Source organism: Parazoarcus sp. PS-13 R2A, from assembly GCF_057621855.1.
The window spans coordinates 62,734-89,653 of the sequence record NZ_JBYEXN010000022.1 but is presented as its reverse complement, the minus strand read 5'-3'; the positions used below and the strand labels follow the sequence as shown (position 1 = coordinate 89,653).

Sequence of the window (26,920 nt, the reverse complement as noted above, 5' to 3'; positions counted from 1 at the left end):
GCCGACAAGCAGTCCTTCAGTAGACGCACAAGATGGATGTCCGTCTGCACAACGACGCTGGCCCCATTGGGTTGACCGAGCCCGTCGCAACACGCGTAAAGCGCTCACATGCTGATAAGGTGCCCGTACGGCATAGCGGCGCGCGATCCGGCGTGCGCTGTTGTCTGCATTGGAGGCCACATGGCGATCGAACTGAACAAGGACATTCGCGCCGAAGCGATTGCTTCGATCGAGCGCTATTTCAGCGAAAATATGGACGAGCCGATTGGCAACATCGCAGCGGGGGCGTTGCTGGGTTTCTTTATCGAAGAGATTGGTCCGGCGATCTACAACAAGGGCGTGGCGGACGCGCAGGAGCGCTTGCAGATGCGGGTGATGGAGCTCGATATCGAGGTCCATGAAGAGGAATTTCAGTACTGGCGAAAGCTTGAACGCAAAGGCAAGGGGCGCAAGTAGGGGGCAGGCGAGTTGCGGAAGGGTGCAGGGCGGTGACCGGGGTGGCCGCCGCCCCTGCGCTACTGGCTTACTCGGGCTTGCGCGCGACCATGCCGATCAGTGCAGAGCGGCCCTTGTGGCCTTTGCCTTCATCGACGTCGTCTTCGTATTCGACCAGTTCCTCGATCTCCCAGTCTGCAAACGCTTCGCGCAGGATGTCTTCGGTGTAGAGGTTTTCCACCGCGGAGGGGCCACCGGTTCTGTATTCGAGCTGTTTGGGGGTGTAGCCCTGCAGCAGGATGCGCCCGCCGGGGCAGGTGAGGCGCTTCATGACTTCGAACTGTTTGTCGCGCCATGCGGGGCCGACGAACTGGATGAAGATGCCGACGACCCAGTCGAAGGCGTTGTGCATGTCTTCCGGCGGCCAGCCGGGGGCGAGCATGTCGGCCTGGATGAAATTGACGTCGAGCTTGCGGCCAGCGGCGAGGTGGCGGGCTTTTTCCACCGCAATGGCAGAGATTTCGATGGCGGTGACTTCAAGTCCCTGTTCGGCGAGCCAGACCGAGTTGCGGCCTTCGCCGTCGGCCACCGATAGCGCCGTGCGCCCGCTTTGCAGCAGGTCGAGCCGGTGGGCGAGGAAGCGGTTGGGCTCGGTGCCGAACAGGTAGTCGTCGCCTGCGTCCCGGTAGCGGGCGCTCCAGATGCTTTCCTGATTCATGTTTGCAAACTCCTGTCGTCGTATTCGCGCAGCCCTTGCGGTGGTGCGCTTTGTTCATCGGGGCTGCTGCGTCGCTCGTGCGGTGTGTCAGGGGGCCAGCCCGATCTGTTGCAGTGCTGCATGAATGCCTGTGGCCATCTCCTGGTAGCCACGGGCGTTGGGGTGGATCTTGTCGGCGGTCAGTTCGGGGCGGGACAGCACGTCCGAAAAGACGTCGGCGATCAGCGGAATTCGCTCTTCTTCTGCCAGGGCTTCGTACAGTGGGGCGTCGCTTGCCTTGCTGGCAACCAGTCCGAAGAGCGAAAGCTCTGGCACCGCAACGAGGACCGGCTGCGCGCCCGCAGATTTAACTGTAGCGACGATCTGGCGAATGTCTTCCTTTACTGCGCTTTGCGCACGCCGGCGCAGAAAGTCGTTGCCACCGATCTCGATGATGACCAGCCGGGGCTGGTGTTCGTCGAGCAGGGGGCGGATGCGGGCGGTGGCCGCTTGTGCGGTGTCGCCGGGGATGCCGGCGTTGATTACCTGCCAGCCGGTGCGGGCTGCGAGCAGGGTGGGCCAGTCTTCACCGGCAGCGGCGCCGGTGCCAAAGGTGACGCTGTCGCCAAAGGCGAGCACGTTTGCGCCCGCTGACACGGCAGGCAGCGCTGGCGCTTTGCCGCAGGCAGTGAGCAGCAGCGGCAGCGCGAGGATGCCGAGGAAGGATCTGCGATTCACGTGGCGCTGGCCGCTTGGCGGGATCAGCCAGCGTTGCGGCCAATTGCGTTGGCCAGATTGCACACGGCGGCACCGACGCCTTCGAGCATGTCACGCGTGCGATCGTCCGCGATGCTGCCGTCGGCACCGAGCACCTTGTTGGCGGCGGGAACGGCGGCCTGCTCGGGGACCACGATAAGGCCCAGGTTCGACAGATAGAGCCGTGCATGCTGCATCGCGCGGATGCCGCCGAGCGCGCCGGGCGAGGCGGTGATCAGGCCGGCGGCCTTGCCGCGCAGGTGGATGGTGCCTGGCTTGCCGCTACCGTCGGGCAGCGGACGCGACACCCAGTCGAGGGTGTTCTTCAGCAGCGGGGTGAAGAAGCCGTTGTATTCGGGCGTGGCGACGATGACGCCGTCGTGCTCGGCAAACAGTCGCTGCAGGCGTGCGGCCGCCTCGGGCAGGCCTTCGCTGGCTTCGAGATCGCCGTCGTAGAGGGGCATGACGAAGTCACGCGGTTCGACAAAGGTGACGTCGGCGCCGGCGTTCTTCGCGCCCCTGATGGCAACCGCGAGGGCGCGACGATTGAAGGAGTCCTGGCGGGCGCTACCGCAGAGTGCGAGAAGGCGAGTGCGGGTCATCGTCGTTTCCTGGTGATGTGGATCATGGTTGGGATCAGCTGAGTGACCACCTGCCGCAGCCTTGGTTCAGCGGCAGTGGTGGCCGTGTCGGGACGCGATCACGCTTTCGTGGCGCGCGTTGTGCCCGGCTTCGGCGAAAAGTACTGGCATGGCGTGCCTGACGCGGCCAGCACCTCGCGCCACGGTTGGTTGCGACTCTTGAAGTGCAGGGCGTTGCACCCGTAGGGCAACGCCGTGTCGTGGGTGATGAAGTAGTGCGTGCAGCGGATGCACCGTCTGTCGTTCGTAGGGTTGTCCATGTACGGCGTGCGCGAGTCGAATGCGAATACTGCCTTGTATTGAGATCTGCTCTGTCCGTCAATTCCAGGATCGCCGGGCGTGCATTCCGCCTGCTCAGCGCACCTCCAGTGCCCGGCGGGCTTCGTGCATCTCCTGCACGCCGGCCTCGATGGCTGCGCCGGGAATGGCCGAATAGCCCATGCGGAAGCAGTTCTGGCTGGCCTTGCCGGGGCGGGCGAAGAACACCCCGCCGGGCTCAATCAGCACCCCGCGCGCCTGGCAGGCCTGTGCCAGCGCGGCGGAGTCGAGGCTGGGCGGGCCCTGCACCCATGCGCCCGATCCGCCGTGGGCGTGGCTCACGCTGCAGTCGGGCATCCATCTGGCCAGGGCATCGAGCAGCAGCGTGCGCCGCTCGTGATAGGTCACGTTGAGCTTGCGGATGAAGGCGTCGTGATGGCCCTGCGCGATGAACAGGCTCGCGATGTGGGCGTTGTTGGAGGGGACATGCCTGACCATCAGGCGGCGCATGGCGCGCAGCTCGCGTATCAGCTCGGCGGGGGCGACGATGTAACCGATGCGCAGGCCGTGTGCGAGCGTCTTCGACAGGCTGCCGAGATAGATTACGCGGCCTTCCTGGTCGAGGCTCTTCAGCGCAGGCAGCGGACGTCCCGAGAAGTTGAGCTCGCTCTCGTGGTCGTCCTCGAACAGCACCACATTGCGCCGGCGCGCCAGCTCCAGCAGTTCGTGGCGGCGCTCGAGCGGCATGGTGACGCTGGTCGGGCACTGGTGGCTGGGGGTGACGTAGACATAGTCGCAGCGCCCGAGCCTGCGCGAGGGCACCAGACCCATCTCATCCACGGTGAGCGAGATCACGTTGTCACTGCGCAGCTCGAAGTTGTTGCGCGCATCGGGGTAGCCCGGGTCCTCCATGCCGACCACGGTGTCGCGATCGAGCAGCACGTTGGCGAGCAGGTAGCACGCCATCTGCGCGCCCCCGGTGACGAGGATCTCGTCACGCTGGGCAATGATGCCGCGCGCCGGCAGCAGCCGGTGCTGGATCTGGCTCACCAGACCGTCGTGGTCGCGGTCGACATGATCCTGCGACCACTTTCGCACCGCGGGCACCATCAGCGACTGCTGCGAGCAGGCACGCCAGTCGGCCAGCGGCATCAGGCTGGGGTCGAACTGGCCATACACAAACGGATATCTGAAGTCCTGCCAGTTCGCAGGCTTGGCAATGTTGCGCTGCTTGCTGACCGAGCTCTTCAGGCGTTCGTCCCAGGCCAGTGGGCTGTCGGGGCGGTCGGGATTCTGGCTGCGACTGGCCTGGCCGAGCACGATGTCCGGATTGACGAACAGCCCGCTGCGTTCGCGTGAGACCAGAAAGCCCTTGTCGACCAGCATCTGCAGCGCCAGCGAGACGGTGTTGCGCGACACGCCCAGCGCCTGCGCGAGCGAACGGCTGGGTGGCATCGCCGCGTCGATCGGGATCAGCCCGTCGAGGATGCTGCGCACCATCATCTCCTTGATGCGGCCCTGCAGCGTGGGGCTGCTGCCGGAAAACTGCGGCAGCAGTTTTGCCCAGATGTCAGTGGTGACCTGTGCTGGCCGCATGTGGTGCTCTGAAGGTCATTTCAGTTCTGGCCCTAAAAAAACTCAGTTATGGCGCTAACCCTTGGTGAGGCACAAGCATAGCATCTGTTTCCACCAACCCCCCCACCAAGACCCTCGCCACGAAGGACAGAACATGACGAACGAGTACCTCAAGAAAGCCACGCCGCCCATCGAGACCATCGACTCCGCCACGGGTGAAACCGTGCAGCGCATGCTCGCCGAGATCAAGCGCGAGGGTCGCGAAGCCGTCGAGCGCTATGCCCGCGATCTCGATGGTTACACCGGCAAGATCGTGCTCGACGAGAGCGATTTCGCCGCCGCCGCCAAGGCTGTGCCGGCCAGCGTGCGTGAAGACATCGCCTTTGCGCACAAGCGGGTGAAGGATTTTGCCCAGCGTCAGCGCGACTCGCTGGCCGAGTTCGAGGTCGAGTTGATGAACGGCCTCATTGCCGGCCAGAAGCTGATCCCCGCCAACACCGCCGGCTGCTATGTACCGGGTGGGCGCTACGCGCACGCGGCTTCGGCAATCATGAGCGTATGTACTGCCCGCGTCGCAGGCGTGCCCAACATCGTGGCCACGTCGCCCGCGCACAAGGATTCCGGTGTGAATCCGGCCATCCTCTACACCATGCAGCTGTGTGGCGCCGACACGATGCTGGCGCTGGGCGGCGTGCAGGGGATTGCCGCGATGGCTTTCGGGCTGTACTCGAAGGCACCTGCCGACATCATCGTCGGCCCCGGCAACCGTTTCGTGGCTGAGGCCAAGCGCATGCTGTTCGGCAGCATCGGCATCGACGTGGTGGCAGGCCCGACCGAGTCAGCCATCATCGCGGACGAGAACGCCGACGTTGAGATCGTCGCCGCCGACCTGGCGGGTCAGGCCGAACACGGTCCGGATTCCCCGGTTTGGCTCTTCACCACCTCGCGCGAGCTGGGACAGAAGGTCATCGACATCATGCCGCGCGTGATCGCTGACCTGCCGGAGCCGGCACGCACCTCGGCCACGATCGCCTGGCGCGACTACGGCGAAGTGGTGTACGCCTCGAGCCGCGAAGAGATCTGCGAGATCAGCGACCGCTATGCGCCGGAGCACCTGCAGGTGCTGGCCTCCGATCTGGACTGGTGGCTCGAGCGTCTGACCAACTACGGCTCGCTGTTCCTCGGTGAGGAAACCACCGTGGCGTACGGCGACAAGTGTTCCGGCCCCAACCACATTCTGCCGACCCGCGGCGCTGCGCGTTACTCGGGTGGCCTGAGCGTGGGCAAGTTCATCAAGACCGTGACCTACCAGCGCCTGAACCGTTCGGCCAGCCGCGAAGTGGGCCAGGTTGCAGCGCGCATCTCCCGCCTCGAGGGCATGGAAGGTCACGCACGCACGGGCGATATCCGGCTGAAGAAGTACTACCCGGAAGAGCAGTTCGAGCTCGGCACGCTGCAAGGCCACCAGGGTTAATCCGCCATGACCACCAGCATCCCATCTGACGGCCTCTGGTTCGGCAAGGACCTGAGCAATTCCCCGCCGATTCCGGAGGAGGCGATTGAGCGGGCGGTGGCGCTGATGCGCAGCGGCCGTCTGCACCGCTACGGCGAGCAGGGTTCGGGCTACCCCGACCCCTCCTTGCTGGAGCAGGAGTACGCGGCCTATGTCGGCAGCAAGTATTGCGTGGCGGTGAGCTCCTGCGGCGCGGCGATGTTCCTGGCGCTGAAGGCGCTGGGGGTGAAGCCCGGCGACAAGGTGCTTACCAGCAGCTTCACGCTGGCGCCCGTGCCCGGCGCGATTGCCCACGCCTGCGCTCAGCCGGTGCTGGTGGAAACCACGGCCGACTACACCACCGATCTGCAGGACCTGGAACGCAAGGCCGCAAGCAGCGGTGCCAAGGTCTTCCTGCTTTCGCACATGCGCGGCCACATCACGGATCTGGCCGCCGTGCGCGAGATCTGCGACCGCCATGGCGTTGCGGTGGTCGAGGATTGCGCCCACACCATGGGCGCACGCTGGGACGGTCGCCACACCGGTACCTGGGGTCGTATCGGCTGCTACAGCAGTCAGACCTACAAGCACATCAACTCGGGCGAAGGTGGCCTGCTGGTCACCGACGACGACGACATCGCCGCGCAAGTCATCCTGATGTCGGGCTGCTACATGATGTACGAGCAGCACATCCTGCGTCCGGCGCCGGAAGTGTTCGAGCGCTGGCGCTATGTCACGCCCAACTTCAGCATGCGCATGTCCAACCTGGCTGCGGCCCTGCTGCGGCCACAGCTGGCCTTGCTGCCCGAGCGCGACGAGTGCTGGAACCGCATCTACGCCGATCTGGCGCGCGAGCTGGCCAAGGCGCCCGGCGTGTCCCTGCCGACGCGGGATCCGAGAGAGGCGTTCGTGCCGAGCTCGATCCAGTTTTCGCTGGATCTCCCGCCTGCGCAGATCGAGCGCTTCGTTGAAGAGTGCGCCCTGCGCGGTCTCTACATCAAATGGTTCGGTCTGCCCAAGCCGGTGGCCTTTACCAGCAACTTCAAGCACTGGCACTACCTCGACGAACAGGCGCCAATGCCGCAGTCGATGGCGGTGCTGAGCCAGTTGCTCGATCTGCGCACGCCGCTGTCGCTGACGCCGGAAGACTGCCTGCTGATCGGCCGGATCGTGCAGGTCGCGGCCGGCATTGCCCAAGTTCAAACCTCTTGATACCCGAAAGGAATTCTCATGAGCCACGCTCCCGCCTCTGATCCACTGCAGGAACACTCGCTCGACCCGGACGACTGGGACGCATTCCGTGCGCAGGCGCACCGCATGGTCGATGCGGCCGTCGACAAGATGGCGCGCAACCGCGAAGGCCGGGTGTGGAACCCGTTCCCGGCGGAGATGAAGGCAGGCTTCCAGGCCCCGTTGCCCACTGCCGGCATCGGCGCCGAAGCGGCACAGGCGCAAATGGAGGCGCTGCTTCCCTACGGTGTGGGTAACACCCATCCGCGCTTTTTCGGCTGGGTGCACGGCTCGGGCACGCCGGGCAACCTGATCGCGGAAATCGCGGCGGCGGCAATCAACGCCAACCTGGGCGGGCGCGACCATGGCGCGATGTATGTGGAAAAGCAGGTGGTGAACTGGTGCCGGGAGCTGTTCGAGTTTCCTGACACCGCCAGCGGGATCATCGTCAGCGGCACGTCGACGGCGACCATCATCGCGCTGAAGGCGGCGCGCGACCGCTGCTTCGATTTCACCAGCCGCAAGCGTGGCATGCAGCAGTCCGAGCTCGGGCAGCTGGTGGGCTACACCTCGGCCCAGACCCACTCCTGCGTGGCGCGTGCCTTCGACATTCTGGGCCTGGGCTCGGATGCGCTGCGCAAGATTCCGGTCAACGCGCGTTTCGAGATCGACACTGTCGCGCTGCAAGCGGCGATTGCCGCGGATCGCGCGGCCGGCCTGACGCCTTTCGCCATTATCGGCACGGCCGGTGCGGTCAATGTGGGCGCGATCGACGACCTCGAAGCGCTGGCCGATATCGCTGCCGCCGAGAAGCTGTGGTTTCACATCGACGGTGCTTTCGGTGCCTTCGGCATCCTCAGCGAACGCCTGCGCCCAAGGCTTACCGGCATCAAGCGCGCCGATTCACTCGCGTTCGACTTCCACAAGTGGCTGCATGTTAACTACGACGCCGGCTTCGTGCTGATGCGCTCGGAAGAGGTTCATCGCTACACATTCTCCGAGCGCCCCGAGTACCTCAAGGGGGCGGAGCGCGGACTGGCCGCTGGCAACCCGTGGCCGGTGGAGTACGGGCCCGAGCTCTCGCGTGGCTTCCGCGCGCTCAAGATCTGGGCTCAGCTCGCCGAGCATGGCACGGAAAAGCTCGGGTCCCTGATCACGCAGAACTGCGAGCAGGCGGCCTATCTGTCCGAACTGGTGACGGCGCATGCGCACATGGAGGTGATGGCGCCGGTGGCAATGAACATCTGCTGCTTCCGTCACACCGCGCCGGGGCTGGAGCCGGCTGCGGTTGATGCGCTGAACGACGAGATCGTGATCCGCCTGCAGCTCGAAGGTGTTGCCGCCCCCTCGACCACCATCGTGAATGGCCGCAATGCGATCCGGGTGAACATCACCAACCACCGCACCACGCGTGCCGACCTGGCGCTGCTGGTACAGGAGGTCCATCGCATCGCGCAGGACGTGCTGGCGGGGCAAGCCTCCACGGCATCCTGATGAAGAGGCGCGTCGCCCGGGTCGGGCGGCACGCCTTCGCTGCACGTACCCCACAATGCAAACGACCGCCCTCGGGCGGTCGTTCTTGTTTCAGCCAGCCAGAGATCAGCGGCCGAGGAGCTTCGTTACGCGGTCGAGCTTCTCCTTGCCGCCGATGCTGTCGTAGAACTTGGGCCATACGGCAGCGGTCGCCTTCGCGATCCACTCCTTCTCGCCGTCGGCCGGGTCGGTGATCTGCATGCCCTTGGCAGTCAGCTCCTTCTTGATCCGGTCTTCGGTTTCCAGCAACCACTTGTAGCTGTGCTCGGTCGCCTCGGCGCCTGCTTCGAGGATCGCCTTCTGCACGTCGGCGGGCTGCGACTGGAAGGTGCCCTCACCGATGATGATCGGCTCAAGCGAGAACACGTAGCGGATGTTGGTGATGTACTTCTGAACTTCGTTGAACTTCATCGAATGCACGGTGATGTACGGATTGTCCTGGCCGTCGACCACGCGTTGCTGAAGCGCGGTGAAGGTCTCGGACCACGCCATCGGCGCGGGGTTGATGCCCCAGGCCTGGTAGGACGCGATCATGATCTCGTTCTTGGGCACGCGGATCTTCAGGCCCTTCAGGTCGGCGAGCGAGCTGACTGGCCGCTTGGAGTTGGTGAGCACGCGAAAGCCGCTGAAGGTCCAGCCAACGATACGCACGCCGGCATCGCGCACGGTGTTGGCGGTCAGTTCCTTGCCCACCTCACCGGTGACGAGCGTCTTGGCCTCGGCCGCACTCTGGATCACGTAGGGCAGGGTCAGGATGCCAACGGTCGGCGAGAACGGGGTGACGTTGTTGATCGCCAGTACCGACATGTCGAGCGTGCCCATGCTGGCGGCGTTGACCGTGGTCTCTTCGCTGCCAAGCTGGCCGTTGGGGAAGAGGTCGACCTTGTGCTTGCCGCCGGTCTTGGCCTCGAACGTCGATTTGAACGTGGAAGCCATCTCCCATTGTGCGCTGCCCTGTGCATCGCCAACGGCCACCTTGAAGGTGGTCGCCATCGCGCTGCCGGCCATGAAGAGTGAAGACGCTGCGAGCAACGCCACGAGGGATGTGGTCTTGAACTTCATAGAATTCTCCAGGGTTGGGGGTGGCGCCGTGTTGCCGATCTGGTGATTGTTCTGGATGACATCTTGCGTTGGCTTTCAGGCCCCGCAGGCGATAAAGCCTGCACCGCGTGCAGCTGCGTGAGCCAGGCAACGGGTTCAAGAATAGAGAGACGTTTCCACGTCCGGGTAGTGCCAGTTCAGACCTGTTGATAGGTCCAAGGCTGCAGAGGACGCCAGAACGTCGATTGACCGGTCTGGCCGGTGCGCCCTGACAGTGGCGCCTTGAGGGAAGGGATGGTTTCACTGGAACGTGCAGACCCTGAGGCACGTCGATTGTTGCGGTGGTTTGACACCGCTTTATGAACACCATACAGTGAGTTTCGGAACTACGTGTTCCATTTTCTTGTTTTTGCGCTTGGCGTTCGTGAAGTACAGAAGCAAAGCGGCTATAACAATACAACCTGCTGGATGGAGCGCTGGCCCATGAATATCGGCAACCTTCAGCTCAACTGGCTGCGCACGTTTGAGGCGTCAGGGCGGCTCCTTAGTTTTTCGCTCGCGGCCGAAGAGCTGAACCTGAGCCAGTCCGCCGTGAGTCAGCAGATCAAGCTGCTTGAGCACAAGCTTGGCAAGGAGCTGTTCTTGCGCAAGACGCGTTCGCTGCAACTGACCACCGAGGGGCGTGCGCTTCTGGATGTGGTCAGGGAAGGTCTGCAGCGACTCAACGCGGGCATGAGCAGTATCTTCAGCTCCTCGGCGGATGGTGTGCTGGAGTTGCACGTCAACAATACCTTTGGCGAGCTCTGGCTCGCCCCGCGGATCGGGCGCTTCATTGCCCACCGCCCACAGCTTTCGGTGCGCATGCTGCAGACGAACTGGGATCTCGAGTACGAGGCGGCCAACACGGAACTTGAGATCCGCTACGGAAATGGCAGCTGGCCGGGCTACGAGGCGCGCAATCTGTTGCCCCGGACCTTGCGCCCGTATTGCTCGATATCACTTGCAAACAAGCTTCGCAGCGCGGACGGCTTCGAGCAGACCGCGCTGATCGATGTGCTCGGTACGCCGAACGGGTGGCTCGACTGGAAACGGGTTTATCGCCCGGAATCAGCCGAGCGTCCGGCGCGGATTCATGTCGACAGCTATGCCATTGCGGCCAGCATGGCGATCGAGGGGATCGGCGCCTGTCTGCTCTACGACGCTTTTGTGAGCGGCTCAAGGCTCGAGCCGTTTCTGGTGTGCCCTTTCGACGCGCCGATCAGCTGTGATGCCGGTTACTACCTCACATGGCGGAGCGACAAACCGCTGTCTGCTGCGGCCTCCGAGTTCTCTGCCTGGCTCGACCTGGAGCCTTCCTGCATATCGGGTTGATGCGCCGTCGCCACAAAAAACCGCCGCATGCGGGTGCATGCGGCGGATCAGGTCAGTGCTGCATTTCGTGGGCGGCTGCGGACGCCCGATGAGCTCACATCTCGGGCGGCCAGACAAAGTCGGGGCGCAGCCCTGCGTGAACGGGCAGACCGTCATCCGGTGCCGTCCCGCCTGCCGCCGGCCCCTTGTTGGCGTGATAGGTCGCCGGGGGAAATGATGCGTCGTAGCCCATCAGTGCGGGAATTACCCCGCGGATGCGGCCGAGCTTGTCACCGATCATGATCGGAGCGTTGCACGTCCGGCATGTTGCGAACACCAGCGGGTTCGATGGGTCCTCGCTGTCGAAAGGCTGACGCTCGACCAGGTCGATGTTCTCGACGACAAGTTCGTCATGGTTGAAATAGGCGACTTGTGCCGACGCCTGGCCGGTAACGCGCTGGGTGGCGGCACCATGGCAGATGTGGTTGTCGATCGGTGCGTGATCTGAATGGGTGCGGATGTGAGCGCATCCGCCTTCGAACTTGTGTGACATGGCGTGTCCGTTTATGGGGCTGGATTGGTTCGTTTGCCCCTCGCCTGCATGGGAGATGACTCCATGCAGGCGAGGGGGGCGTTTTCGCATTGCGTGCAACGGGCGCGGCAGCCGCGTCAGGCGGGATCGAGCAGCGGCCGGTTCTTGCGGAAGGCCTGCTTGCGAATGATCTTGCCGTCACTCAGCGTGAACAGGTCCACGCTGTCGGCGTGGTGTCTGCGGCCATCGGCCTGAGTGGCGATGAAGGTCGATTCCGACACGATGCGTTCCTGCGCGAAGTAGTGCTTCCCGTTGAGCCACTGGACATCGGGCATCGCCCCCCAGGTGGCTTCGAACTGGGCCTTGACGGCCTCCTTGCCGATAATCCGGGTGCCGTAGGCTTCCGGGCCGGAGACGGTGTCAAAGACGATGTCGTCGTGAAAGTAGGGCATGATCACGTCGATGTCGTGCCGGTTGAAGGCGTCGAACAGATCGTTCAATTCTGCTTCTGTCATCAGTATTGCTCCTGGAATGAAGGGGTTTTCGCATTGCACCCTGAGGGCGCATTGCGTGTGGGGTGAGGGGCTTTCGGGCCGTCAGGTCGCTGTGCCAACGCTTGGCACAAGATGGTCGTGAGTCGGAGCCTGGGGCGGGGTGGCAGCGAGTTGTTCCGCGCCTGGGTGTGGCTCCATCTGCCCCGCCTTGGCCATGCGGAGCATGCGATTCACCGAGACGATGTAGGCGATGCCAACCACGAAGAAGGGTGCGCCGACCACGATCGCCAGTGACTTGATTGCGGTGAAGCCACCGGAGAGCTGGAATACGATCCCGGTCAGCCCGATCACCACACCCCACAGCAGACGCATCGACACCCGCGGGTTCTCTTCACCGTTGGAGACCTGCATGGCGACGAAGAATGACGCCGAGTCGGACGTCGTCACCGCAAACACGATGGTGCAGAACAGCACTGCAAGGCTCAGCCACCAGCCGTGAGGCATGGACTCGAGCAGCATGTACACGCCGGCCTCGGGGTTCTTCTGTACGCCTTCCCACAACGGCGCGATGCCGTTTACCTCGGTGTAGCCAGCCGAGCCGCCCCATACGCTGAACCACACGATGGCCAGCACCATGGGCACGAATGTCGTCCCGAGGACAAACTCTCGCAGCGTGCGGCCTTTCGAGATCCGCGCGATGAAGCCGCCGCAGAACGGAATGTAGGACACGTACCACAGCCAGTAGAAAATCACCCACCAGCCAAGCCATTCGCGCTGCTCCACGTTGCTGGCATCACTCCAGAACGACATCGTCAGCATGGAGCCGAAGTAGTCGCCGAACTGCTGTGTGGTGAGGTTGAGCAGGTAGTGAATGGGTGCGTTTCCGAACAGGAGCAGCGCCAGTACGATCAGGCCTGCAATCACCATGTTGGCGACGCTCAGCATCTTGATGCCCTTCTCGACGCCGGTTGCAGCCGATGCGACGTACGCGACGATGACACCCATCATGACCATGACCTTTCCGAAGTTGCCAAGTTCGATCCCGAACAGGGTGGAAATGCCGTAGCTGATGGATGCAACGCCGAGGCCGATCATGGTGGCGTTACCGCCGATCGTCCCCAGAATGCCAAGCCCGTTGGCGAGACGGCCCCAGATGCTGCTGTTGCACCGGTCACCAAGGATGCCGTACAGGCCTGTCGCGACGGTGAGCGGTTTGCCGAGGCGATAGGCGGGAAAGGCAATCGCCCAGGCCGCCACGGCGTACAAGGCCCAGCCATGCATGCCCCAGTCGAGCAGTGTCATCTGCACTGCCTTGGCAATACCGGCCTCCTTTCCGGCCACGCCCATGTCGATGACATGAGGCGACTCGTGCAGATGGGTGAGGGGCTCGGCGACGCTGAAGAACACGAATCCGATCCCCAGACCGCAACAGAACAGCATCGACACCCACGAACCGAAGGAAAACTCGGGGACGGCATCGTCCTTGCCCAGCTTCAGGTCACCATAGGGGCTGATGGCAAGATACAGGCAGAAGAACAGGGTGACGCCAACGCCAAGCAGAAAGCTCCAGCCAAAGTTGAAGATCAGAAAGTTCCGGATGCTCACCAGCCATGTGCCCGTGCTCTCCGGCATCAGCAGCGCACAGGCCATGATCGCGACGTAGACCGTCAATACCGGCCAGAACAGCGTGTGGTCATATTCGCCGAACAGCCGTGTCGTCAAACCGCGGCTGGGCGGACTCTGTCTAATTATGGTTTTCATCGTTGTCTCCTCTTGAGGACGTACTTCCGCGAGATCTCGGGGGGAGCGCCTTTTTGCTGGCGCCTTTTTGTTCGCGGAGCATGTTTTGCGGTGTCACAACTGAATGTCGGCAGGCATCTCCAAATCAGTTCGAATGGGTGACGGGTTTCCGGAATACTCCCGCCATCCCTGCGCGCTCAGGCAAACTTGTCGCGCAAGGAGAAGTAGGTATAGAGCGCGTGCTGCCCGAGCCGGCGAAGCGGCCGGAGCGGGTGGCTCGGCAGCGGAGAGCTGAAGATCGGCAGATCGCCGTCAGCGAGGCGCTTTCCGGCGATCAGGTTCGCAAGCTGCTTCGAGGCATAGGCGGAGAAGGACACGCCGTTGCCCGAATAGCCTTGCGAATAGAACACCTGCTGTTTGGGGTCGGGCTGCACGATGCGCGGCATCATGTCGTGCGAGATATCCATCCAGCCATGCCAGAAGAAGGGGGTTTCGATACCCGCCAGGGCCGGAAACTTGCGTGCAATCGCTTCCTGAACCACGCGCAGATGCTTCGGGTTGTCCGCATCGCCGCCGCTGATGGCGCTGCGTGTGCCGATCTGCAGGCGCTTCTCCGGCAGATAACGGTAGTAGTAGCGCAGCTTGCGGGTGTCGGTTGTGAGCAGGGTGGAACGGAATCCGCAGGCAGCGATCTCGTCATCGGTCAGCTCGCGCGTCACGACCGAGTTGGCCATGATCGGCATCACCTTGTAGGCGGTCAGCTTGTGCAGGTAAGGGCTGGTATAGCCGGCGGTACAGATGCCAACCGCCTTTGCCCGTACCGTGCCGCCCGGCGTGCGCAGGTGATGCACGCCATCGACCGTGGTCCAGTCCTGCACCGGGCTGCCGGTGTGGATCCGGGCGCCGAGCCTGCGTGCCACCCGCGCATAGCCATAGGCCAGCTTCAGCGGTTGTACCGCGATGCCAACCGGTTCAAGCATCGCGCCCTGGCACTCCTGATCGCCGATGTATTCGTTGAGTACCGTGTCGCGTGTCAGCAGGCGCGTCCTGTAGCCAAGAATTTCGTTGCACAGGCGCGACTCCGCTTCGAGCCCCGCCATCGCCTTCGGACTGTGTGCGATCAGCAGGTTGCCGTCGCCATGCGGCTCGCAGTCGATCTCCGCATCCTCGGTCATCGCCCGGAACACCTCATAGCCTTCAAGGCTGTTGTTGTGCAGGCGGCGCGCCACATCTGCCCCCCACTTCTGCACCCACTGGCTTCGGCTCAGTCGTCCCCAGGCCAGATGTCCCTGGCCGCCATTGCGACTCGTGCAGCCCCAGCCGATCTGGTTCGCCTCGAGAACAACGGCCTTGATGCCATGCTCCCGTGCCAGAAACAGGGCGGTCGCCAGGCCGGTGAAGCCGCCGCCGATGAGCACGACATCGGCTTCAATGTCGCCGGAGACCGGACCATCGTCTGCGGGCGGTTCGCCTGCGTGAAAACGCCAGTAGGTCGGTGAGTAGTCGGTCGCTGTGCCAGGTGACTTGGCATACAGGGGATCGTAGGTCGGATCGTAGGGTCTGGGGGTACGCATACGGCTTGTTCACCTTGTCAGTGCAGATCGCGTTGTTGCGCGCGCTCCGCGTTGAAATATCGACGGCTTCCTGGCTCAGGAAACGCGTTGTTCCCATACGGCTGCATGGCCGGAGGCAAAAAACGACGCTTGTGTTCTGTGCGCTGCTGAAGCCGGCGGCACTGAACGCATCCCGCTGATGAGTTCTGCCTTGGCCTGCATTCTTGGATACCCGGTGACACGCGACAAACGTTGAATTTGTCGCCTATGAATTAGAAAAGCTTATGCGTAGATAAGTAAGCGCGATCCAAGGCGCTTCGGGGGCTTGGGCAAGTGCTGGCACGGTGAACGACGGAGGGCATAACATTGCCCCATGTGCGCCAACTACAGACCCGCCAGCAGGGACGCGCTGTCCGCCTTTCCGCTGCCGCCGCCAGACTTTCCGTATGGCGAGGCCTACCCTGGCTCGATCGTGCCGATCGTGAGCAACTTCGCCCCGCGGGAGTGGGTGCCGGCATGCTTTGGCCTGGTACCGGGGTGGGCGAAGGACGCCAGGATCGCACGGTCCACCTACAATGCGCGCGCCGAAACCATTGGCGAAAAGCCCTCGTTCAGGGATGCGTGGCGGCGTGGGCAACTGTGCATCATCCCGGCAACGGAGATCTACGAGCCGTGCTACGAGTCGGGCAAGGCCGTCCGCTGGCGGATCGCCAGAGTCGACGGAAAACCCATGGGCATTGCCGGAATCTGGGCGCACCGCGAGGACGCGGGCGAGTTGCCAGCCTGGTCAATGTCGATGCTCACCATCAATGCAGACAACGACCCGGTCATGCAGCGCTTTCACAAGCCTGAGGATGAGAAACGCTCGGTGGTGATCCTGCCGGACGATCTGTGGGGGAACTGGTTGCGTGCCAGATCCGAGCAGGAAGCCCGGGACATGCTGCGGCTTTTTCCGGCTGATGCGCTGAGCGTGGAGGCGTCGCCCAGATAGCGGACTGGGGGCCTCAAACCACGGCTGCACGCGGCGTTGCGCGACAGGCACACGCATGGATCCATTGGCCAAGTCGTCCGGGAGTGCGTAGACTGGTGATCAGCGAGTCAGGCGGCGCAGTCGGTTGCTCCGGTGTGCTGCTTGCCTTTCTGAAAAAGAACACTCCGAACAGAAAGGGAGGAACACATGGCCGAGCCTGCTGGCGTCAAATTCTCATCCGCGCTGATTTCCGTCGCGCTGACCCTGATCATCTGGTTTGTGATACCCGTACCTGAGGGGGTCGATCCCAAGGCGTGGCATTTATTGGCGCTCTTCGTGGGCACCATCGCGGCGATTATCGGCAAGGCGATGCCGATCGGCGCGATCGCGATCGTTGCAATCATGCTTGTGGCGATCACCGGCGTCACCAGCCCGAAGCCAGGTGATGCGCTCAAGGATGCGCTGAGCGGATTTTCCAACAGCCTGATCTGGCTGATCGGTATCGCTATCATGATCTCCCGCGGTCTCTCCAAGTCTGGCCTGGGGTCGCGTATCGCGTACTGGTTCATCTCCATCTTTGGCAAGAAGACCCTGGGTATCGGCTATGCACTCGCCGCGTCGGAGACCTTGATCGCCCCGGTGACGCCCAGCAACACGGCCCGCGGCGGGGGCATCATCCATCCGATCATGCGACCGATCGCTGCCGGGTTTGGCTCCGATCCGGAGCAGGGCACCGAGAAGAAGATGGGGCGCTTTCTCGCGCTCGTGAACTACAACACCAACCCCATCACATCCGCGATGTTCATCACCGCAACCGCACCGAATCCGCTTGTGGTCAAGCTGATCTCGGACGCCACCGGTGCCGGGATCAGCATCACCTGGGGCCAATGGGCTCTGGCGGCGCTGGTGCCCGGCATCATCGCGCTGATCCTGATGCCGCTGGTCGTGTATTACATGTGCCCGCCCGAGCTCAAGGAAACGCCGGAGGCGCCTAAGTTCGCGAGGGAGAAGCTCGCGGAGATGGGGCCGTTGAATCGCAACGAAATGATCATGATCGGCGTGTTCGCGCTGTTGCTGGTGCTGTGGGCGGGCATTCCGGCGATGATCTTCGGCAAGGAATACGCGCTCGATGCGACGACTGTGGCGTTTCTTGGACTGTCGATCCTGCTCGTGACCAACGTGCTTACCTGGAACGACGTTCTTACGGAGAAAGGCGCCTGGGACACCATCGTGTGGTTTGCTGCACTGGTCATGATGGCGAGCTTCCTCGGCAAGCTCGGCCTCATCCAGTGGTTCTCGGAGCAGATCCAGGGCGGGATCGAAAGCACCGGCGTCGGCTGGGTCGGTGCGACCCTGTTGCTGGTGGGTGTGTATTTCTACGCGCACTACTTCTTTGCGAGCACCACCGCACATATCACAGCCATGTTCGGCGCCTTCTTCACTGCAGGCATCGCGCTTGGGGCGCCACCGATGTATCTGGCGCTCCTGATGGCCGGTGCGTCCTCGCTGATGATGTCGCTGACGCACTACGGCACAGGCACTGCACCCATCATCTTCGCCTCAGGCTATGTCACGCTCAAGGAGTGGTGGCAGGTGGGCTTTGTGGTGAGCGTGGTCAATCTCACCATCTGGGCCGTCATCGGTGGCCTGTGGTGGAAAGTGCTGGGGTACTGGTAAGAAGGCTGCGGTAGCGGCTCGCCCGCTGCCGCGTCACGCACCGCTGCTCGGCCTGAGTCGGCGGATCTCGTTCAATTGATTTGCGCTCGGAGTCCCCTGTGCCGGGGGGCTCCGAGTACCGTTCTGGTCGCACTGCAACGGCGGTTCGTGTTTACCCCGAGCCGCACGGGGCCTCGGCAATCCGACGGTCGCGTTCTGCGATCTGCCGGACCGTTTCGACCCGAAACGCTTCCATGTCACGCCACCGCGACTCCTGCGCATCCATCAGCACGTCCGTCGCACCTCACATCGTCAGTGACCGGTGAGCAAAGCCATCGGCCGGTGCTCGCAGGCAATGCGCCATATAGATAAAGATTTTACTTATCTCGTGCAAATTAAGATTAGCTTTTTATTTTTAATGGCCATGCCCAGAATCGCCACATGGCTGATCGCTGCCGAATTCGCTGCTGATCCTTCAGCTGACTGCTGCGGACATCGCGAATCTGAATCTGAATGCTTGGCTAGGTGGGATAAAAATGACGAAAACTCTTGCGGTAAGCGTGTGGCGGGGTAAGGAGGAGGGCGACTTCGTTACCTATGAAGTGCCGCGTCGCGACAATCAGACTGTGCTTGACGTGATTACGCACATTCAACGCAATGTGGATCACACCCTGTCGTACCGCTTTGCGTGCCGCGTGGGGATGTGTGGCTCGTGCGCGATGACGGTCAATGGAAAGGCAATGTGGACCTGCCGCACCCATGTTTCGCAGGTCGCCGACAACGGCAAGCTCGAACTCGCGCCCTTGTCGAACCTGCCGGTCGTCAAGGATCTGGTGACCGACATGCGCGACTTTTTCGACAAGTGGGCGCGCGGCATGGGGCAGTTCAAGGGTAGCCGGACGCGCAATGACGATTTCGAAAAGGTCCAGCCCGACTCGAAAGCCAGAAAGGCCGCTGATGCCGGCATCGAGTGCATTGGCTGTGGTGTCTGTTACGGCTCCTGCGATGTGGTGAGCTGGCGGCCTGACTACCTGGGCCCTGCGGCGCTGAATCGCGCATGGACTCTCGTCAATGATCAGCGTGACGTGCAGTCGGCGCAGCGGCTGAGCGTCGTTGCGGGTGATGCGGGTTGTCACTCCTGCCATACGCAGGGCACATGCACCGAGCGCTGCCCCAAGCAGCTGGCCCCGACCGCAAGCATCGCAGGCCTGAAACGCCTGCTGATGACGTCCAGTGCCGGAGGTAAGTGATGAGTCAGGCCGAGACAAAAAGACGCCAGTGGTATGTCCAGCGCATCAGCGCGATGGTGCTCGCGTGCTGTGTGGTGGCGCATCTGGCGATCATGATTTACGCGGTGAGAGGCGGTCTGAGCGGCGCCGAGATTCTGGAGCGAACCCAGGGCAGCTGGCTGTTCGGGGCCTTCTACGCGGTGTTCGTCCTTGGCTGCGCCGCCCATGTGCCGGTCGGTGTGACCAACATTGCTGAAGAGTGGTTTGGTGTTCGAGGGTTCAAGTCGGTGTTGATCGCGCAGGTGTTCACCTGGGGAATCCTGATCCTCGGCCTGCGCGCCGTTTGGGGAGTGATCGCAACATGAAGCGAACGAATGATTCACGCGCGCGCAACCATGCCGCGTACTGGGCCTTCCTGATGCACCGCGTGTCGGGACTGGCGCTGGCGCTGTTCCTGCCCGTGCATTTCTGGGCGCTCGGACAGGCGATCAAGGGGACGGCAGCGCTGGATGGTTTCCTGCAGTTCGCCGATCAGCCCCTGTTCAAGTTCGCGGAGTGGGGGCTCGTCGTGCTCCTGTCCCTGCACATGATGTGTGGCGTGCGGCTGCTGCTGATCGAACTCAGGCCGTGGTCGGGTCTGCGCAAGAACTGGATCACCGGCGCAGTGGGTTTCAGCCTCGCAACGGGTATGGCTTTCGGGCTGGCGTTGATTCGCTAGACCCAGGATAAGAAGACAGGAGAAGACACGCTATGAAAGTTGATTTGAACACCGTTGAAGAGGTCTCGAAAGAGCTCTACATCCGGGCACTGAAGCTGCTGCCTCCCGATATCAAGGACGGATTCACCCAGCTCGCCGCGACTGAAACCGGCGCGACGGCCAGGAGCGTACTCGCGACCATCATGACCAATATTGAGGTCGCAGAGAACACCAACAACATGCTGTGCCAGGACACCGGCGTGCCGATCTACAACGTGACGATCGGCGACGGCGTCGAGGTCAGCGGTCATGCGCTGATGCAGGCCATTCGGCGGGGCTGCGAACGTGCAACCCGCGAGCACCCGCTGCGCTCGTCAGTGGTGCATCCGCTGACGCGAAAGAACAATCACTCCTCGTGTGGCATCGAGGTGCCGGTAATTCACATCGACTATTCGGACACGCCGGACGAGCTGACCATCAAGATGGTGCCAAAGGGCAGTGGTTCGGAGAACAACTCCTTCCTGAAGATGGCCATCCCCGCCGAGGGCATCGACGCGATCAAGACCTTCGTCATCGACTGCGTGATCAATGCGGGCGGCAAGACCTGCCCGCCGACCATTGTCGGCGTTGGCCTCGGCGGCACCTCGGATCTGTGCGTCGCGCTCGCCAAGCGGGCCTCGACACGCCAGCTTGGCACCGTCTGCGCAGACCCCGAAGGCGCGAAGCTGGAAGCCGAGCTGTCGGCGGCAATCAACCGCCTCGGCGTCGGCCCGCAGGGGCTCGGCGGCGACTCGACGGCGTTTGCCGTGCATATCGAGCTCGCGCATACGCACATCACGATGAACCCGATCGCGGTGAACATGCAGTGCCATTCGGCGCGCCGCGCAAAGGCCACCCTCTCGCCGGCAGGCGTCACTTACGGATTCTGATCATGGCCCACTACGAACTCGAAACGCCGGTGAGCGAGGCGCAGATCCGCAAGCTTCGCGTCAACGACACCGTTACCCTGCAGACAACCCTTTTCGGCATCCGCGATGCAACGCAGATCCACCTTTTCGATCACGGTCGCAGCACGCGATTCGACCTGTCCGGCCACGCGGTCATCCATACCGCACCGAACGTGCGCAAGGTCGAGCCGAGCACGGAATACCCGGCGGGCTACGCGCCGGTGTGTATCGGCACGACGACCTCCGATCGCATGGAGCGCTTTACCCGCCCGCTGATGACGCAATACGGCGTGCGCATGATCGTCGGCAAGGGCGGCATGCGTGAAGGTTCGCTTGCTGCGTTTGAGGAACTCGGTGGCGTCTATCTCGCGATCGTTGGCGGCACGGCCGCACTGGAGACCACCTGGATTGAGCAGATCGAGGATGTTGACCTCGATGATCTGAATCCGGAATCGCTGTGGAAATTCCGCATCCGGAATTTCGGGCCGCTGCTGGTGGCGATGGACAGCCACGGCAACAGCCTCTACAACGTCGTTCGCAGTGACGTCGAGCGCAACCGGGCCAGCGCGCTGGCCAGCCTGGGAGTCCAGTCGTCATGAGCATCAAGCGCGTTTCCACCGACATCCTGATTCTCGGCTCCGGCGGTGCCGGGCTGTTTGCCGCCTTGCACGCGCATCAGCAGGCGCCGGAGCTGTCGATTACCGTCGCGGTCAAGGGCTTGCTTGGCAAATGCGGCTGCACGCGCATGGTGCAGGGCGGCTACAACGTCGCGCTGGCGACGGGTGACTCCGTCGAGCGTCACTTCATGGACACGATCGAGGGCAGCAAGTGGCTCTCCAATCAGGATCTGGCCTGGACCCTGGTCACGAAGTCGGTCGAGCGCATCCACGAACTCGAGAACGAACTCGGCTGCTTCTTCGACCGCAACCCCGACGGCACGGTGCATCAGAAGGCGTTCGCAGGTCAGACCTTCGACCGCACGGTGCACAAGGGCGACCTGACCGGTATCGAGATCATCAACCGCCTGGCCGAGCAGGTCTGGTCACGCGGGATCAACCGGCTCGAAGAGCACCGGGCAGTCGATCTGATCAAGACGGCCGATGGCAAGTCACTTGCCGGGGTGCTGATGATCGACATGCGCAGCGGCGAGTTCGTGTTCGTTCAGGCAAAAGCGGTGCTGCTTGCAACCGGCGGCGGGCCAACCATGTATCGCTTCCACACGCCGTCTGGCGACAAGAGCTGCGACGGCCTCGCAATGGCGCTGCGGGCAGGGCTGCCGCTGCGGGACATGGAGATGGTGCAGTTCCATCCGACGGGACTGCTCGCCGGCACCCACACGCGGATGACGGGAACCGTCCTCGAAGAGGGCTTGCGCGGTGCAGGCGGCTGGTTGCTCAACGGCAACAAGGAACGCTTCATGGCGAACTACGACCCACGCGAAGAGCGGGCGACGCGCGACATTGTTTCGCGCTCGATCTTCTCGGAGATGCGTGCGGGCCGCAAAACGCCGAATGGCGGGGCATACATCCAGATGAGCCACCTCGGGCCGGAGAAGGTGCGCAAGCAGTTCAAGGGCATGGTTGATCGCTGTGCAGACTGCGGCTTCGATCTTGCCGGCGATCTCGTCGAGGTGGTGCCGACCGCACACTACATGATGGGTGGCCTGGTTTTCCGTCCTGACTGTACGACACATCTGACCGGGCTGTTTGCGGCTGGGGAGGATACCGGCGGCGTGCATGGGGCCAATCGCCTCGGCGGCAATGGTGTTGCCAACTCGACGGTATTCGGCGGCATCGCCGGCGACAGCATGGCCCGCTGGGTCAAGGACAACCCTGCGGAGCGCGCTCCCGACGAGGCGGCGATCATGCGCAGCATCGCCTCGCATGAGGCGCCGCTCAAGCAGCCCTCAGGCGATCTCGAGGCCATTCGTGAAGCGCTCTACGAATGCATGTGGACCGACGTCGGTATTCTGCGCGACGCTGCGGGACTCACGCGCGCACAGGCGAAACTTGCCGAACTGGACGCCGAGCTGTCCAGCACGGGCGTGGGCACCGAGGATCGCAGCTTCAATCTGACCTGGCATGACTGGCTCAATCTCAAGAGTCTGGTTTCCGTCAGCAAGGTCATCGCAAAGGCGGCACTCGCCCGCGAGGACTCGCGGGGTGCGCATTTCAGGGAGGATTTTCCTTCGACCAGCGATCTCGAAGCGTCGTCGTATACCGTCGCGCGCCTGGTCGGTGACGAAATCGTCCTGGCGCGGGAAGCCGTCCAGTTCTCCCGCGTTCGACCTGGGGAGTCCTTGCTTGAGGCCTGATCCGGCTGGCCGGGGATCGTCACCGCGCAGCACGCACGGCGTGGTGTCGCGATGACGGTTCCCTACGACACCATTCTCTTCGCCGCCCTCATCATCACTTCGGCCTTCGCAGTCTTCGGACTCACGGGGTTCGGGTCGTCGATCGTGGCGGTGCCCTTTCTCGCGCAGTTCTTTCCGCTGCACTTCGTGGTGCCGCTCATGGCCTTGCTCGAGCCGTGTGTGGCACTGCTGTTCGGGACTCGAAACCACCGGGTGGTGAGCAGGCCCGAGATTCTGCGCATGCTGCCGTTCCTGCTGTGCGGCATGGCGGTTGGAAGCATCGTGCTTGTGACCGTGTCGGAACAGATCCTTCTGTTTGGTCTGGGCGGCTTCGTGCTCGCCTATGTGTGCTGGACACTGTTGTCGAAGCCAGGCGAGCAGCTGGCTTCCGCCGCCTGGGCCGCACCAAGCGGCCTGGTCGGCGGCATGTTCAGCGCCGTGTTCGGCACCGGCGGGCCGGTCTATGTGATGTATCTCGCGCGTCGGCTGCGCGACAAGGACGCGCTCCGTGCCACCATCGCGATCGCAATACTGTTGAGCGGTCTGGTGCGTCTGGCGATTTTTTCGGTGTCCGACCTGTACCACAGCGAAGTGCTGTGGCTGGCTGCAATGCTCATCCCGTGTGCCTTGTTCGGCCTCTACGCCGGGACCCTGCTGTACCGGCGACTGCCCGCCCGCAGGGTCGTGCATGCAGTCTATGTCGTCCTTGTGGTTGGCGGACTGAACCTGATTGTCCGTGCCGCCGGGATGTGACGAACAAGGCCTGTCTGTAGCCTTGTTCGTGCGAGCATCGCGTTCCGTATTGTCACTACTGTTCTGTCTGACCTGAGCCACGCCCATTGCCGACCCGGCAATGGGCGTGAGCGTTTGATCAGCCCAGTCCGCCCTCGCAGACGTACTTGATGTGCTGGTAGTCGGCAAGACCATGCACCGAGCCCTCGCGGCCATAACCGGACTCCTTGACGCCACCGAAGGGGCCAGCCTCTGAGGCCACCCCACCCTCGTTGACGCCGACGATGCCCGTCTCCAGCGCCTTGGTCACGCGCCAGATCCGCTTCGCGTCGTTGGTGTAGAAGTAGGCTGCGAGGCCGTAGGCGGTGTCGTTGGCGAGTGCGATCACGTCTGCTTCGTCGGTGAAGCGTGTCACTGCCACCACCGGGCCGAAGGTCTCTTCGCATGCGCAGGCCATCGTTGCGTCAGCGTCGGTGAGCAGCGTGGGGGCGTAGAACTGCGGCCCAAGTTCCGTGAGGCGACGTCCGCCGCTCACCAGGCGTGCGCCCTTGGCCAGGGCGTCGGCCACATGGGCTTCGATCTTGGCCACTGCACGTTCATTGATCATCGGGCCGATCTGGGAATCTGCCTGCGCAGCCGGGCCGACCTTCAAGGCCTCGATGCGCGCGCGAAGCCGGCTCATGAACGCGTCGTGCACCGACGCATGGACGAAGACCCGGTTCGGGGAGACGCAGGTCTGACCGCCATTGCGGAACTTGGAAACCATCAGGCCCTGGACTGCTGCATCCAGGTCCGCATCCTCGAAGACGATGAAGGGGGCGTTGCCGCCGAGCTCGAGCGAGACCTTCTTGAGCGTATCGGCCGAGCGGCGCGCCAGATGCTTGCCGACAGCGGTGGAGCCCGTGAAGCTGATCTTGCGCACGCGGGCGTCGTCGAGCCAGGCGTCCACGACCTCGGGCGTGCGATCGCGCGACGCGGTGACGATGTTCAGCACACCGGCCGGAAAGCCTGCTTCTGCGGCGAGCCCGACCAGGGCCAGCGCGCTCAGGGGGGCGTCCTCTGCCGGCTTGCACACCACCGTGCAGCCTGCGGCCAGTGCCGGTGCGATCTTGCGCGCGATCATCGCCGCCGGAAAATTCCATGGTGCCACCGCGGCGACGACGCCGACCGGTTCCCGCAGCGCCAGCATGCGCCGCCCCGGAACCGGAGCGGGAATGACATCGCCGTTGGCGCGCGTGGCCTCTTCGGCAAACCACTCGATGTAGCTGGCCGCGTACATGACTTCGGCGATGGCCTCGGCCAGCGGCTTGCCCTGCTCACGCGACAGAATGCGGCCGAGGTCGGTCTTGTGAACGACGACGAGATCGTTCCAGCGCTTCAGGCACTGCGCACGTTCCTTCGCCGGTACCTCGCGCCACGTGGCAAAGGCCGCATGCGCGGCATCTGCCGCGGCGCGCGCATCCGAGGCCCGCCCATCGGGCACTTGCGCGACCAGGCTCCCGTCGGCCGGATTGGTGACGTCGAGCACACGGTCGCAGTTGGACAACCACTTTCCGTCAATGTAATGGGCGCTGCGTTGCAGCTGCGGATTTTCGAGGGCGAGCGTCATGCGTGTCTCCTGTGCGCCGGTCGCGGCCGGCGAGATGTTGTGAATGGAAATTTCATGCGTTGAAGGCACCATCAGCTACGGCGGCCTCGGCCGCCGCAGTTGATGGTGCGTGAAGCATCAGTTGACGCTCAGACCGAGCGACAGCCAGGGCACGAAGGCGATGAGCAGCCACGCGATGACCAGGCCGACCATGTACATCACCGCGAAGCGCACCAGCTTGGAGTACGGGATACCGGTGACGCCGCTGGCGACGAACAGGTTGAGGCCAAACGGCGGGGTGATGAAGCCGATGGCGGCGCCGACGAGGAAGATCACCGAAAAATGCACCGGATCGACACCTGTTGCGACGGCGATGGGCGCCAGGATGGGGGCGAAGATCACCGTTACCGGGAGGCTTTCGAGGATGCAGCCTGCGGCCATGACGATTGCCATGCACACCAGCAGCACCACCGTATCGCCACTTCCGAACCAGGCGATGAAGGCCGCCACGGTGTCGGCCACACCCAGCAGGCCGAACACCTGCTGCATGACGATGGACACCGCGATCATCGGTGTGAGCATGCCGGTGAGCTGACCCGAGCGCAGCAGAATGTCAGGCAGGGCTTTCCACTTGATTTCGCGGGTAATCAGCAGGCCCGCGACCAGGCAGAAGCCGACCGTGATCGCTGCGGCTTCGGTCGGCGAGAAGATGCCCGAGTAGATGCCGAAAATGACGATGAAAATCGCAAAGAAGCCGAGGTAAGCCTGCCGTGCCGTGCGGAACACGCGCTTCATGTCGAGCGGCGTGACCGAACCCCAGCCATTCTTCTTGCACATCCACCAGCACACCACCTGCATCGCGATGACCATCAGCATGCCCGGCATGATGCCGGCAAGAAACAGGTCGGAGATCGACAGGTTCATCAGGAACCCGTAGACGATGAAAATGATCGAGGGCGGGATGATGATGCCGACGGTACCCCCGGCAGCGGCCGTGGCGGCGGCGAAGCGGGTGTCGTAGCCGTCCTTCACCAGGAGCGGGTGCATGATGCCGCCGATGGTTGCGGTGGTCGCCGAGTTCGAGCCGGAGATGGCCGCAAACAGGCCGCAGGAGCCGATCGTGGCCAAGCCGAGGCCGCCGCGCATCCAGCTCAGGCATGCGTGTGCGAAGTTGGCCAGCCGGGTTGCGATGCCCGCCGAGGCAATCAGGTCGCCCGTCAGGATGAAGAGCGGTAGCGACAGCAGGCCGAAGAAGTTCAGACCCTCGAACAGGGTGACGCCAATATTGGCGAGGGTGAAATCGATGACGAGCGAAACGCCCGTGACCCACAAGGCGATGACCAGGAAGATCGGCACGCCGACGAGGAACAGACCGACGACGCCCAGCGTGACCAGGGTAATGAGTAATGAGTTGTCCATGA

The 26,920-nt window shown here is 63.2% G+C and carries 26 protein-coding genes; 15 read left to right on the top strand and 11 right to left on the bottom strand.

Going from position 1 to position 26,920, the window contains the following annotated elements; all coding sequences use genetic code 11:
• Window positions 1-180: 180 nt before the first annotated feature.
• Complete coding sequence (locus AC22G6_RS17960) at window positions 181-456, top strand: DUF2164 domain-containing protein (protein ID WP_108972027.1); 276 nt, start codon at window positions 181-183, stop codon at window positions 454-456.
• A 67-nt stretch (window positions 457-523) separates the two neighbouring features.
• Here AC22G6_RS17960 and AC22G6_RS17955 read toward each other — a convergent pair whose 3' ends face one another.
• The 4 genes from AC22G6_RS17955 to pdxR form a co-directional block, all read right to left on the bottom strand.
• The gene (locus tag AC22G6_RS17955) at window positions 524-1,153 is read right to left on the bottom strand and encodes an SAM-dependent methyltransferase (protein ID WP_487367906.1); all 630 of its coding nucleotides are present in this window, start codon (window positions 1,151-1,153) and stop codon (window positions 524-526) included.
• A gap of 87 nt (window positions 1,154-1,240) precedes the next feature.
• On the bottom strand, window positions 1,241-1,870 hold the full coding sequence (locus AC22G6_RS17950; RefSeq protein WP_487367905.1) for a GDSL-type esterase/lipase family protein: 630 nt from the start codon (window positions 1,868-1,870) through the stop codon (window positions 1,241-1,243).
• 23 nt (window positions 1,871-1,893) lie between these two features.
• On the bottom strand, window positions 1,894-2,490 hold the full coding sequence (locus AC22G6_RS17945; protein WP_487367904.1) for an NADPH-dependent FMN reductase: 597 nt from the start codon (window positions 2,488-2,490) through the stop codon (window positions 1,894-1,896).
• Between the two features lie 393 nt (window positions 2,491-2,883).
• A complete protein-coding gene (gene pdxR, locus AC22G6_RS17940) occupies window positions 2,884-4,383 on the bottom strand; it encodes a MocR-like pyridoxine biosynthesis transcription factor PdxR (protein WP_487367903.1) in 1,500 nt (499 codons plus the stop codon).
• Window positions 4,384-4,516: 133 nt separating this feature from the next.
• On the opposite strand from pdxR, the gene hisD reads away from it, so the two are divergent.
• Genes hisD through AC22G6_RS17925 form a run of 3 tightly spaced genes read left to right on the top strand, consistent with a single transcriptional unit; the run spans window position 4,517 to window position 8,578 of the window.
• Complete coding sequence (gene hisD, locus AC22G6_RS17935; protein WP_487367902.1) at window positions 4,517-5,836, top strand: histidinol dehydrogenase; 1,320 nt, start codon at window positions 4,517-4,519, stop codon at window positions 5,834-5,836.
• 6 nt (window positions 5,837-5,842) lie between these two features.
• On the top strand, window positions 5,843-7,066 hold the full coding sequence (locus AC22G6_RS17930; RefSeq protein ID WP_487367901.1) for a DegT/DnrJ/EryC1/StrS family aminotransferase: 1,224 nt from the start codon (window positions 5,843-5,845) through the stop codon (window positions 7,064-7,066).
• Between the two features lie 18 nt (window positions 7,067-7,084).
• Window positions 7,085-8,578 (top strand): pyridoxal phosphate-dependent decarboxylase family protein, encoded by a 1,494-nt coding sequence (locus AC22G6_RS17925; protein ID WP_487367900.1) that lies wholly within the window; start codon window positions 7,085-7,087, stop codon window positions 8,576-8,578.
• Between the two features lie 105 nt (window positions 8,579-8,683).
• Here AC22G6_RS17925 and AC22G6_RS17920 read toward each other — a convergent pair whose 3' ends face one another.
• Window positions 8,684-9,679 carry a TRAP transporter substrate-binding protein gene (locus AC22G6_RS17920; RefSeq protein WP_487367899.1) on the bottom strand — a complete coding sequence of 332 codons (996 nt, stop codon included), beginning with the start codon at window positions 9,677-9,679 and terminating at the stop codon, window positions 8,684-8,686.
• Between the two features lie 462 nt (window positions 9,680-10,141).
• Between AC22G6_RS17920 and AC22G6_RS17915 the strand changes: the two genes are divergently transcribed.
• Entirely contained in the window at window positions 10,142-11,029 is an 888-nt protein-coding gene (locus AC22G6_RS17915; RefSeq protein ID WP_487367898.1) for a LysR family transcriptional regulator, read from the top strand.
• A gap of 94 nt (window positions 11,030-11,123) precedes the next feature.
• Here the strand turns inward: AC22G6_RS17915 and AC22G6_RS17910 are convergent, their stop codons facing one another.
• The 4 genes from AC22G6_RS17910 to AC22G6_RS17895 form a co-directional block, all read right to left on the bottom strand.
• Window positions 11,124-11,561, bottom strand: a complete 438-nt coding sequence (locus tag AC22G6_RS17910; RefSeq protein ID WP_487367897.1) for a GFA family protein — start codon at window positions 11,559-11,561, stop codon at window positions 11,124-11,126.
• Between the two features lie 116 nt (window positions 11,562-11,677).
• Window positions 11,678-12,055, bottom strand: coding sequence for a nuclear transport factor 2 family protein (locus AC22G6_RS17905; protein ID WP_487367896.1), 378 nt, complete (start codon window positions 12,053-12,055; stop codon window positions 11,678-11,680).
• 81 nt (window positions 12,056-12,136) lie between these two features.
• The gene (locus AC22G6_RS17900; protein WP_487367895.1) at window positions 12,137-13,795 is read right to left on the bottom strand and encodes a BCCT family transporter; all 1,659 of its coding nucleotides are present in this window, start codon (window positions 13,793-13,795) and stop codon (window positions 12,137-12,139) included.
• A 176-nt stretch (window positions 13,796-13,971) separates the two neighbouring features.
• Window positions 13,972-15,348 carry an NAD(P)/FAD-dependent oxidoreductase gene (locus AC22G6_RS17895; RefSeq protein WP_487367894.1) on the bottom strand — a complete coding sequence of 459 codons (1,377 nt, stop codon included), beginning with the start codon at window positions 15,346-15,348 and terminating at the stop codon, window positions 13,972-13,974.
• A gap of 352 nt (window positions 15,349-15,700) precedes the next feature.
• On the opposite strand from AC22G6_RS17895, the gene AC22G6_RS17890 reads away from it, so the two are divergent.
• The 10 genes from AC22G6_RS17890 to AC22G6_RS17845 all read left to right on the top strand — a co-directional run bounded on the left by AC22G6_RS17890 (window position 15,701) and on the right by AC22G6_RS17845 (window position 23,932).
• Entirely contained in the window at window positions 15,701-16,318 is a 618-nt protein-coding gene (locus AC22G6_RS17890) for an SOS response-associated peptidase (protein ID WP_487367893.1), read from the top strand.
• Between the two features lie 186 nt (window positions 16,319-16,504).
• A complete protein-coding gene (locus AC22G6_RS17885) occupies window positions 16,505-17,974 on the top strand; it encodes an anion permease (protein WP_487367892.1) in 1,470 nt (489 codons plus the stop codon).
• A 301-nt stretch (window positions 17,975-18,275) separates the two neighbouring features.
• Entirely contained in the window at window positions 18,276-18,527 is a 252-nt protein-coding gene (locus AC22G6_RS17880; RefSeq protein ID WP_487367891.1) for a hypothetical protein, read from the top strand.
• Complete coding sequence (locus AC22G6_RS17875; RefSeq protein ID WP_108972044.1) at window positions 18,490-19,203, top strand: succinate dehydrogenase/fumarate reductase iron-sulfur subunit; 714 nt, start codon at window positions 18,490-18,492, stop codon at window positions 19,201-19,203. Before AC22G6_RS17880 ends, AC22G6_RS17875 begins: the two co-directional genes overlap by 38 nt.
• The gene (locus tag AC22G6_RS17870; RefSeq protein ID WP_487367890.1) at window positions 19,203-19,547 is read left to right on the top strand and encodes a hypothetical protein; all 345 of its coding nucleotides are present in this window, start codon (window positions 19,203-19,205) and stop codon (window positions 19,545-19,547) included. The genes AC22G6_RS17875 and AC22G6_RS17870 overlap by 1 nt, the downstream gene beginning before the upstream one ends.
• Window positions 19,544-19,900 carry a succinate dehydrogenase, cytochrome b556 subunit gene (sdhC, locus tag AC22G6_RS17865; protein ID WP_108950153.1) on the top strand — a complete coding sequence of 119 codons (357 nt, stop codon included), beginning with the start codon at window positions 19,544-19,546 and terminating at the stop codon, window positions 19,898-19,900. Before AC22G6_RS17870 ends, sdhC begins: the two co-directional genes overlap by 4 nt.
• Window positions 19,901-19,932: 32 nt before the next feature.
• Entirely contained in the window at window positions 19,933-20,808 is an 876-nt protein-coding gene (locus tag AC22G6_RS17860) for a fumarate hydratase (RefSeq protein WP_487367889.1), read from the top strand.
• Between the two features lie 2 nt (window positions 20,809-20,810).
• On the top strand, window positions 20,811-21,425 hold the full coding sequence (locus tag AC22G6_RS17855; RefSeq protein WP_487367888.1) for a fumarate hydratase C-terminal domain-containing protein: 615 nt from the start codon (window positions 20,811-20,813) through the stop codon (window positions 21,423-21,425).
• The gene (locus tag AC22G6_RS17850) at window positions 21,422-23,140 is read left to right on the top strand and encodes an L-aspartate oxidase (RefSeq protein ID WP_487367887.1); all 1,719 of its coding nucleotides are present in this window, start codon (window positions 21,422-21,424) and stop codon (window positions 23,138-23,140) included. The genes AC22G6_RS17855 and AC22G6_RS17850 overlap by 4 nt, the downstream gene beginning before the upstream one ends.
• 51 nt (window positions 23,141-23,191) lie before the next feature.
• Window positions 23,192-23,932, top strand: a complete 741-nt coding sequence (locus AC22G6_RS17845) for a sulfite exporter TauE/SafE family protein (RefSeq protein ID WP_487367886.1) — start codon at window positions 23,192-23,194, stop codon at window positions 23,930-23,932.
• A 118-nt stretch (window positions 23,933-24,050) separates the two neighbouring features.
• On the opposite strand, the gene AC22G6_RS17840 is transcribed toward AC22G6_RS17845, so the two are convergent.
• Together AC22G6_RS17840 and AC22G6_RS17835 are read right to left on the bottom strand one after the other, a co-directional pair.
• Window positions 24,051-25,520: an NAD-dependent succinate-semialdehyde dehydrogenase gene (locus tag AC22G6_RS17840; RefSeq protein WP_487367885.1), complete on the bottom strand. Its 1,470-nt coding sequence runs from the start codon at window positions 25,518-25,520 to the stop codon at window positions 24,051-24,053.
• Between the two features lie 117 nt (window positions 25,521-25,637).
• Window positions 25,638-26,918, bottom strand: coding sequence for a TRAP transporter large permease (locus AC22G6_RS17835; RefSeq protein ID WP_487367884.1), 1,281 nt, complete (start codon window positions 26,916-26,918; stop codon window positions 25,638-25,640).
• Window positions 26,919-26,920 lie beyond the last annotated feature (2 nt).

What these genes read in the sequence shown, in the direction of transcription:
- AC22G6_RS17920 (WP_487367899.1), bottom strand. Translation starts at nt 9,679, where the DNA reads ATGAAGTTCAAGACCACATCCCTCGTGGCGTTGCTCGCAGCGTCTTCA.
- AC22G6_RS17860 (WP_487367889.1), top strand. Translation starts at nt 19,933, where the DNA reads ATGAAAGTTGATTTGAACACCGTTGAAGAGGTCTCGAAAGAGCTCTAC.
- AC22G6_RS17895 (WP_487367894.1), bottom strand. Translation starts at nt 15,348, where the DNA reads ATGCGTACCCCCAGACCCTACGATCCGACCTACGATCCCCTGTATGCC.
- AC22G6_RS17840 (WP_487367885.1), bottom strand. Translation starts at nt 25,520, where the DNA reads ATGACGCTCGCCCTCGAAAATCCGCAGCTGCAACGCAGCGCCCATTAC.
- AC22G6_RS17890 (WP_487367893.1), top strand. Translation starts at nt 15,701, where the DNA reads ATGTGCGCCAACTACAGACCCGCCAGCAGGGACGCGCTGTCCGCCTTT.
- AC22G6_RS17900 (WP_487367895.1), bottom strand. Translation starts at nt 13,795, where the DNA reads ATGAAAACCATAATTAGACAGAGTCCGCCCAGCCGCGGTTTGACGACA.
- AC22G6_RS17835 (WP_487367884.1), bottom strand. Translation starts at nt 26,918, where the DNA reads ATGGACAACTCATTACTCATTACCCTGGTCACGCTGGGCGTCGTCGGT.
- AC22G6_RS17910 (WP_487367897.1), bottom strand. Translation starts at nt 11,561, where the DNA reads ATGTCACACAAGTTCGAAGGCGGATGCGCTCACATCCGCACCCATTCA.
- AC22G6_RS17925 (WP_487367900.1), top strand. Translation starts at nt 7,085, where the DNA reads ATGAGCCACGCTCCCGCCTCTGATCCACTGCAGGAACACTCGCTCGAC.
- AC22G6_RS17905 (WP_487367896.1), bottom strand. Translation starts at nt 12,055, where the DNA reads ATGACAGAAGCAGAATTGAACGATCTGTTCGACGCCTTCAACCGGCAC.
- AC22G6_RS17850 (WP_487367887.1), top strand. Translation starts at nt 21,422, where the DNA reads ATGAGCATCAAGCGCGTTTCCACCGACATCCTGATTCTCGGCTCCGGC.
- AC22G6_RS17870 (WP_487367890.1), top strand. Translation starts at nt 19,203, where the DNA reads ATGAGTCAGGCCGAGACAAAAAGACGCCAGTGGTATGTCCAGCGCATC.
- hisD (WP_487367902.1), top strand. Translation starts at nt 4,517, where the DNA reads ATGACGAACGAGTACCTCAAGAAAGCCACGCCGCCCATCGAGACCATC.
- AC22G6_RS17845 (WP_487367886.1), top strand. Translation starts at nt 23,192, where the DNA reads ATGACGGTTCCCTACGACACCATTCTCTTCGCCGCCCTCATCATCACT.
- AC22G6_RS17915 (WP_487367898.1), top strand. Translation starts at nt 10,142, where the DNA reads ATGAATATCGGCAACCTTCAGCTCAACTGGCTGCGCACGTTTGAGGCG.
- AC22G6_RS17930 (WP_487367901.1), top strand. Translation starts at nt 5,843, where the DNA reads ATGACCACCAGCATCCCATCTGACGGCCTCTGGTTCGGCAAGGACCTG.
- AC22G6_RS17875 (WP_108972044.1), top strand. Translation starts at nt 18,490, where the DNA reads ATGACGAAAACTCTTGCGGTAAGCGTGTGGCGGGGTAAGGAGGAGGGC.
- sdhC (WP_108950153.1), top strand. Translation starts at nt 19,544, where the DNA reads ATGAAGCGAACGAATGATTCACGCGCGCGCAACCATGCCGCGTACTGG.
- AC22G6_RS17945 (WP_487367904.1), bottom strand. Translation starts at nt 2,490, where the DNA reads ATGACCCGCACTCGCCTTCTCGCACTCTGCGGTAGCGCCCGCCAGGAC.
- pdxR (WP_487367903.1), bottom strand. Translation starts at nt 4,383, where the DNA reads ATGCGGCCAGCACAGGTCACCACTGACATCTGGGCAAAACTGCTGCCG.
- AC22G6_RS17955 (WP_487367906.1), bottom strand. Translation starts at nt 1,153, where the DNA reads ATGAATCAGGAAAGCATCTGGAGCGCCCGCTACCGGGACGCAGGCGAC.
- AC22G6_RS17960 (WP_108972027.1), top strand. Translation starts at nt 181, where the DNA reads ATGGCGATCGAACTGAACAAGGACATTCGCGCCGAAGCGATTGCTTCG.
- AC22G6_RS17855 (WP_487367888.1), top strand. Translation starts at nt 20,811, where the DNA reads ATGGCCCACTACGAACTCGAAACGCCGGTGAGCGAGGCGCAGATCCGC.
- AC22G6_RS17885 (WP_487367892.1), top strand. Translation starts at nt 16,505, where the DNA reads ATGGCCGAGCCTGCTGGCGTCAAATTCTCATCCGCGCTGATTTCCGTC.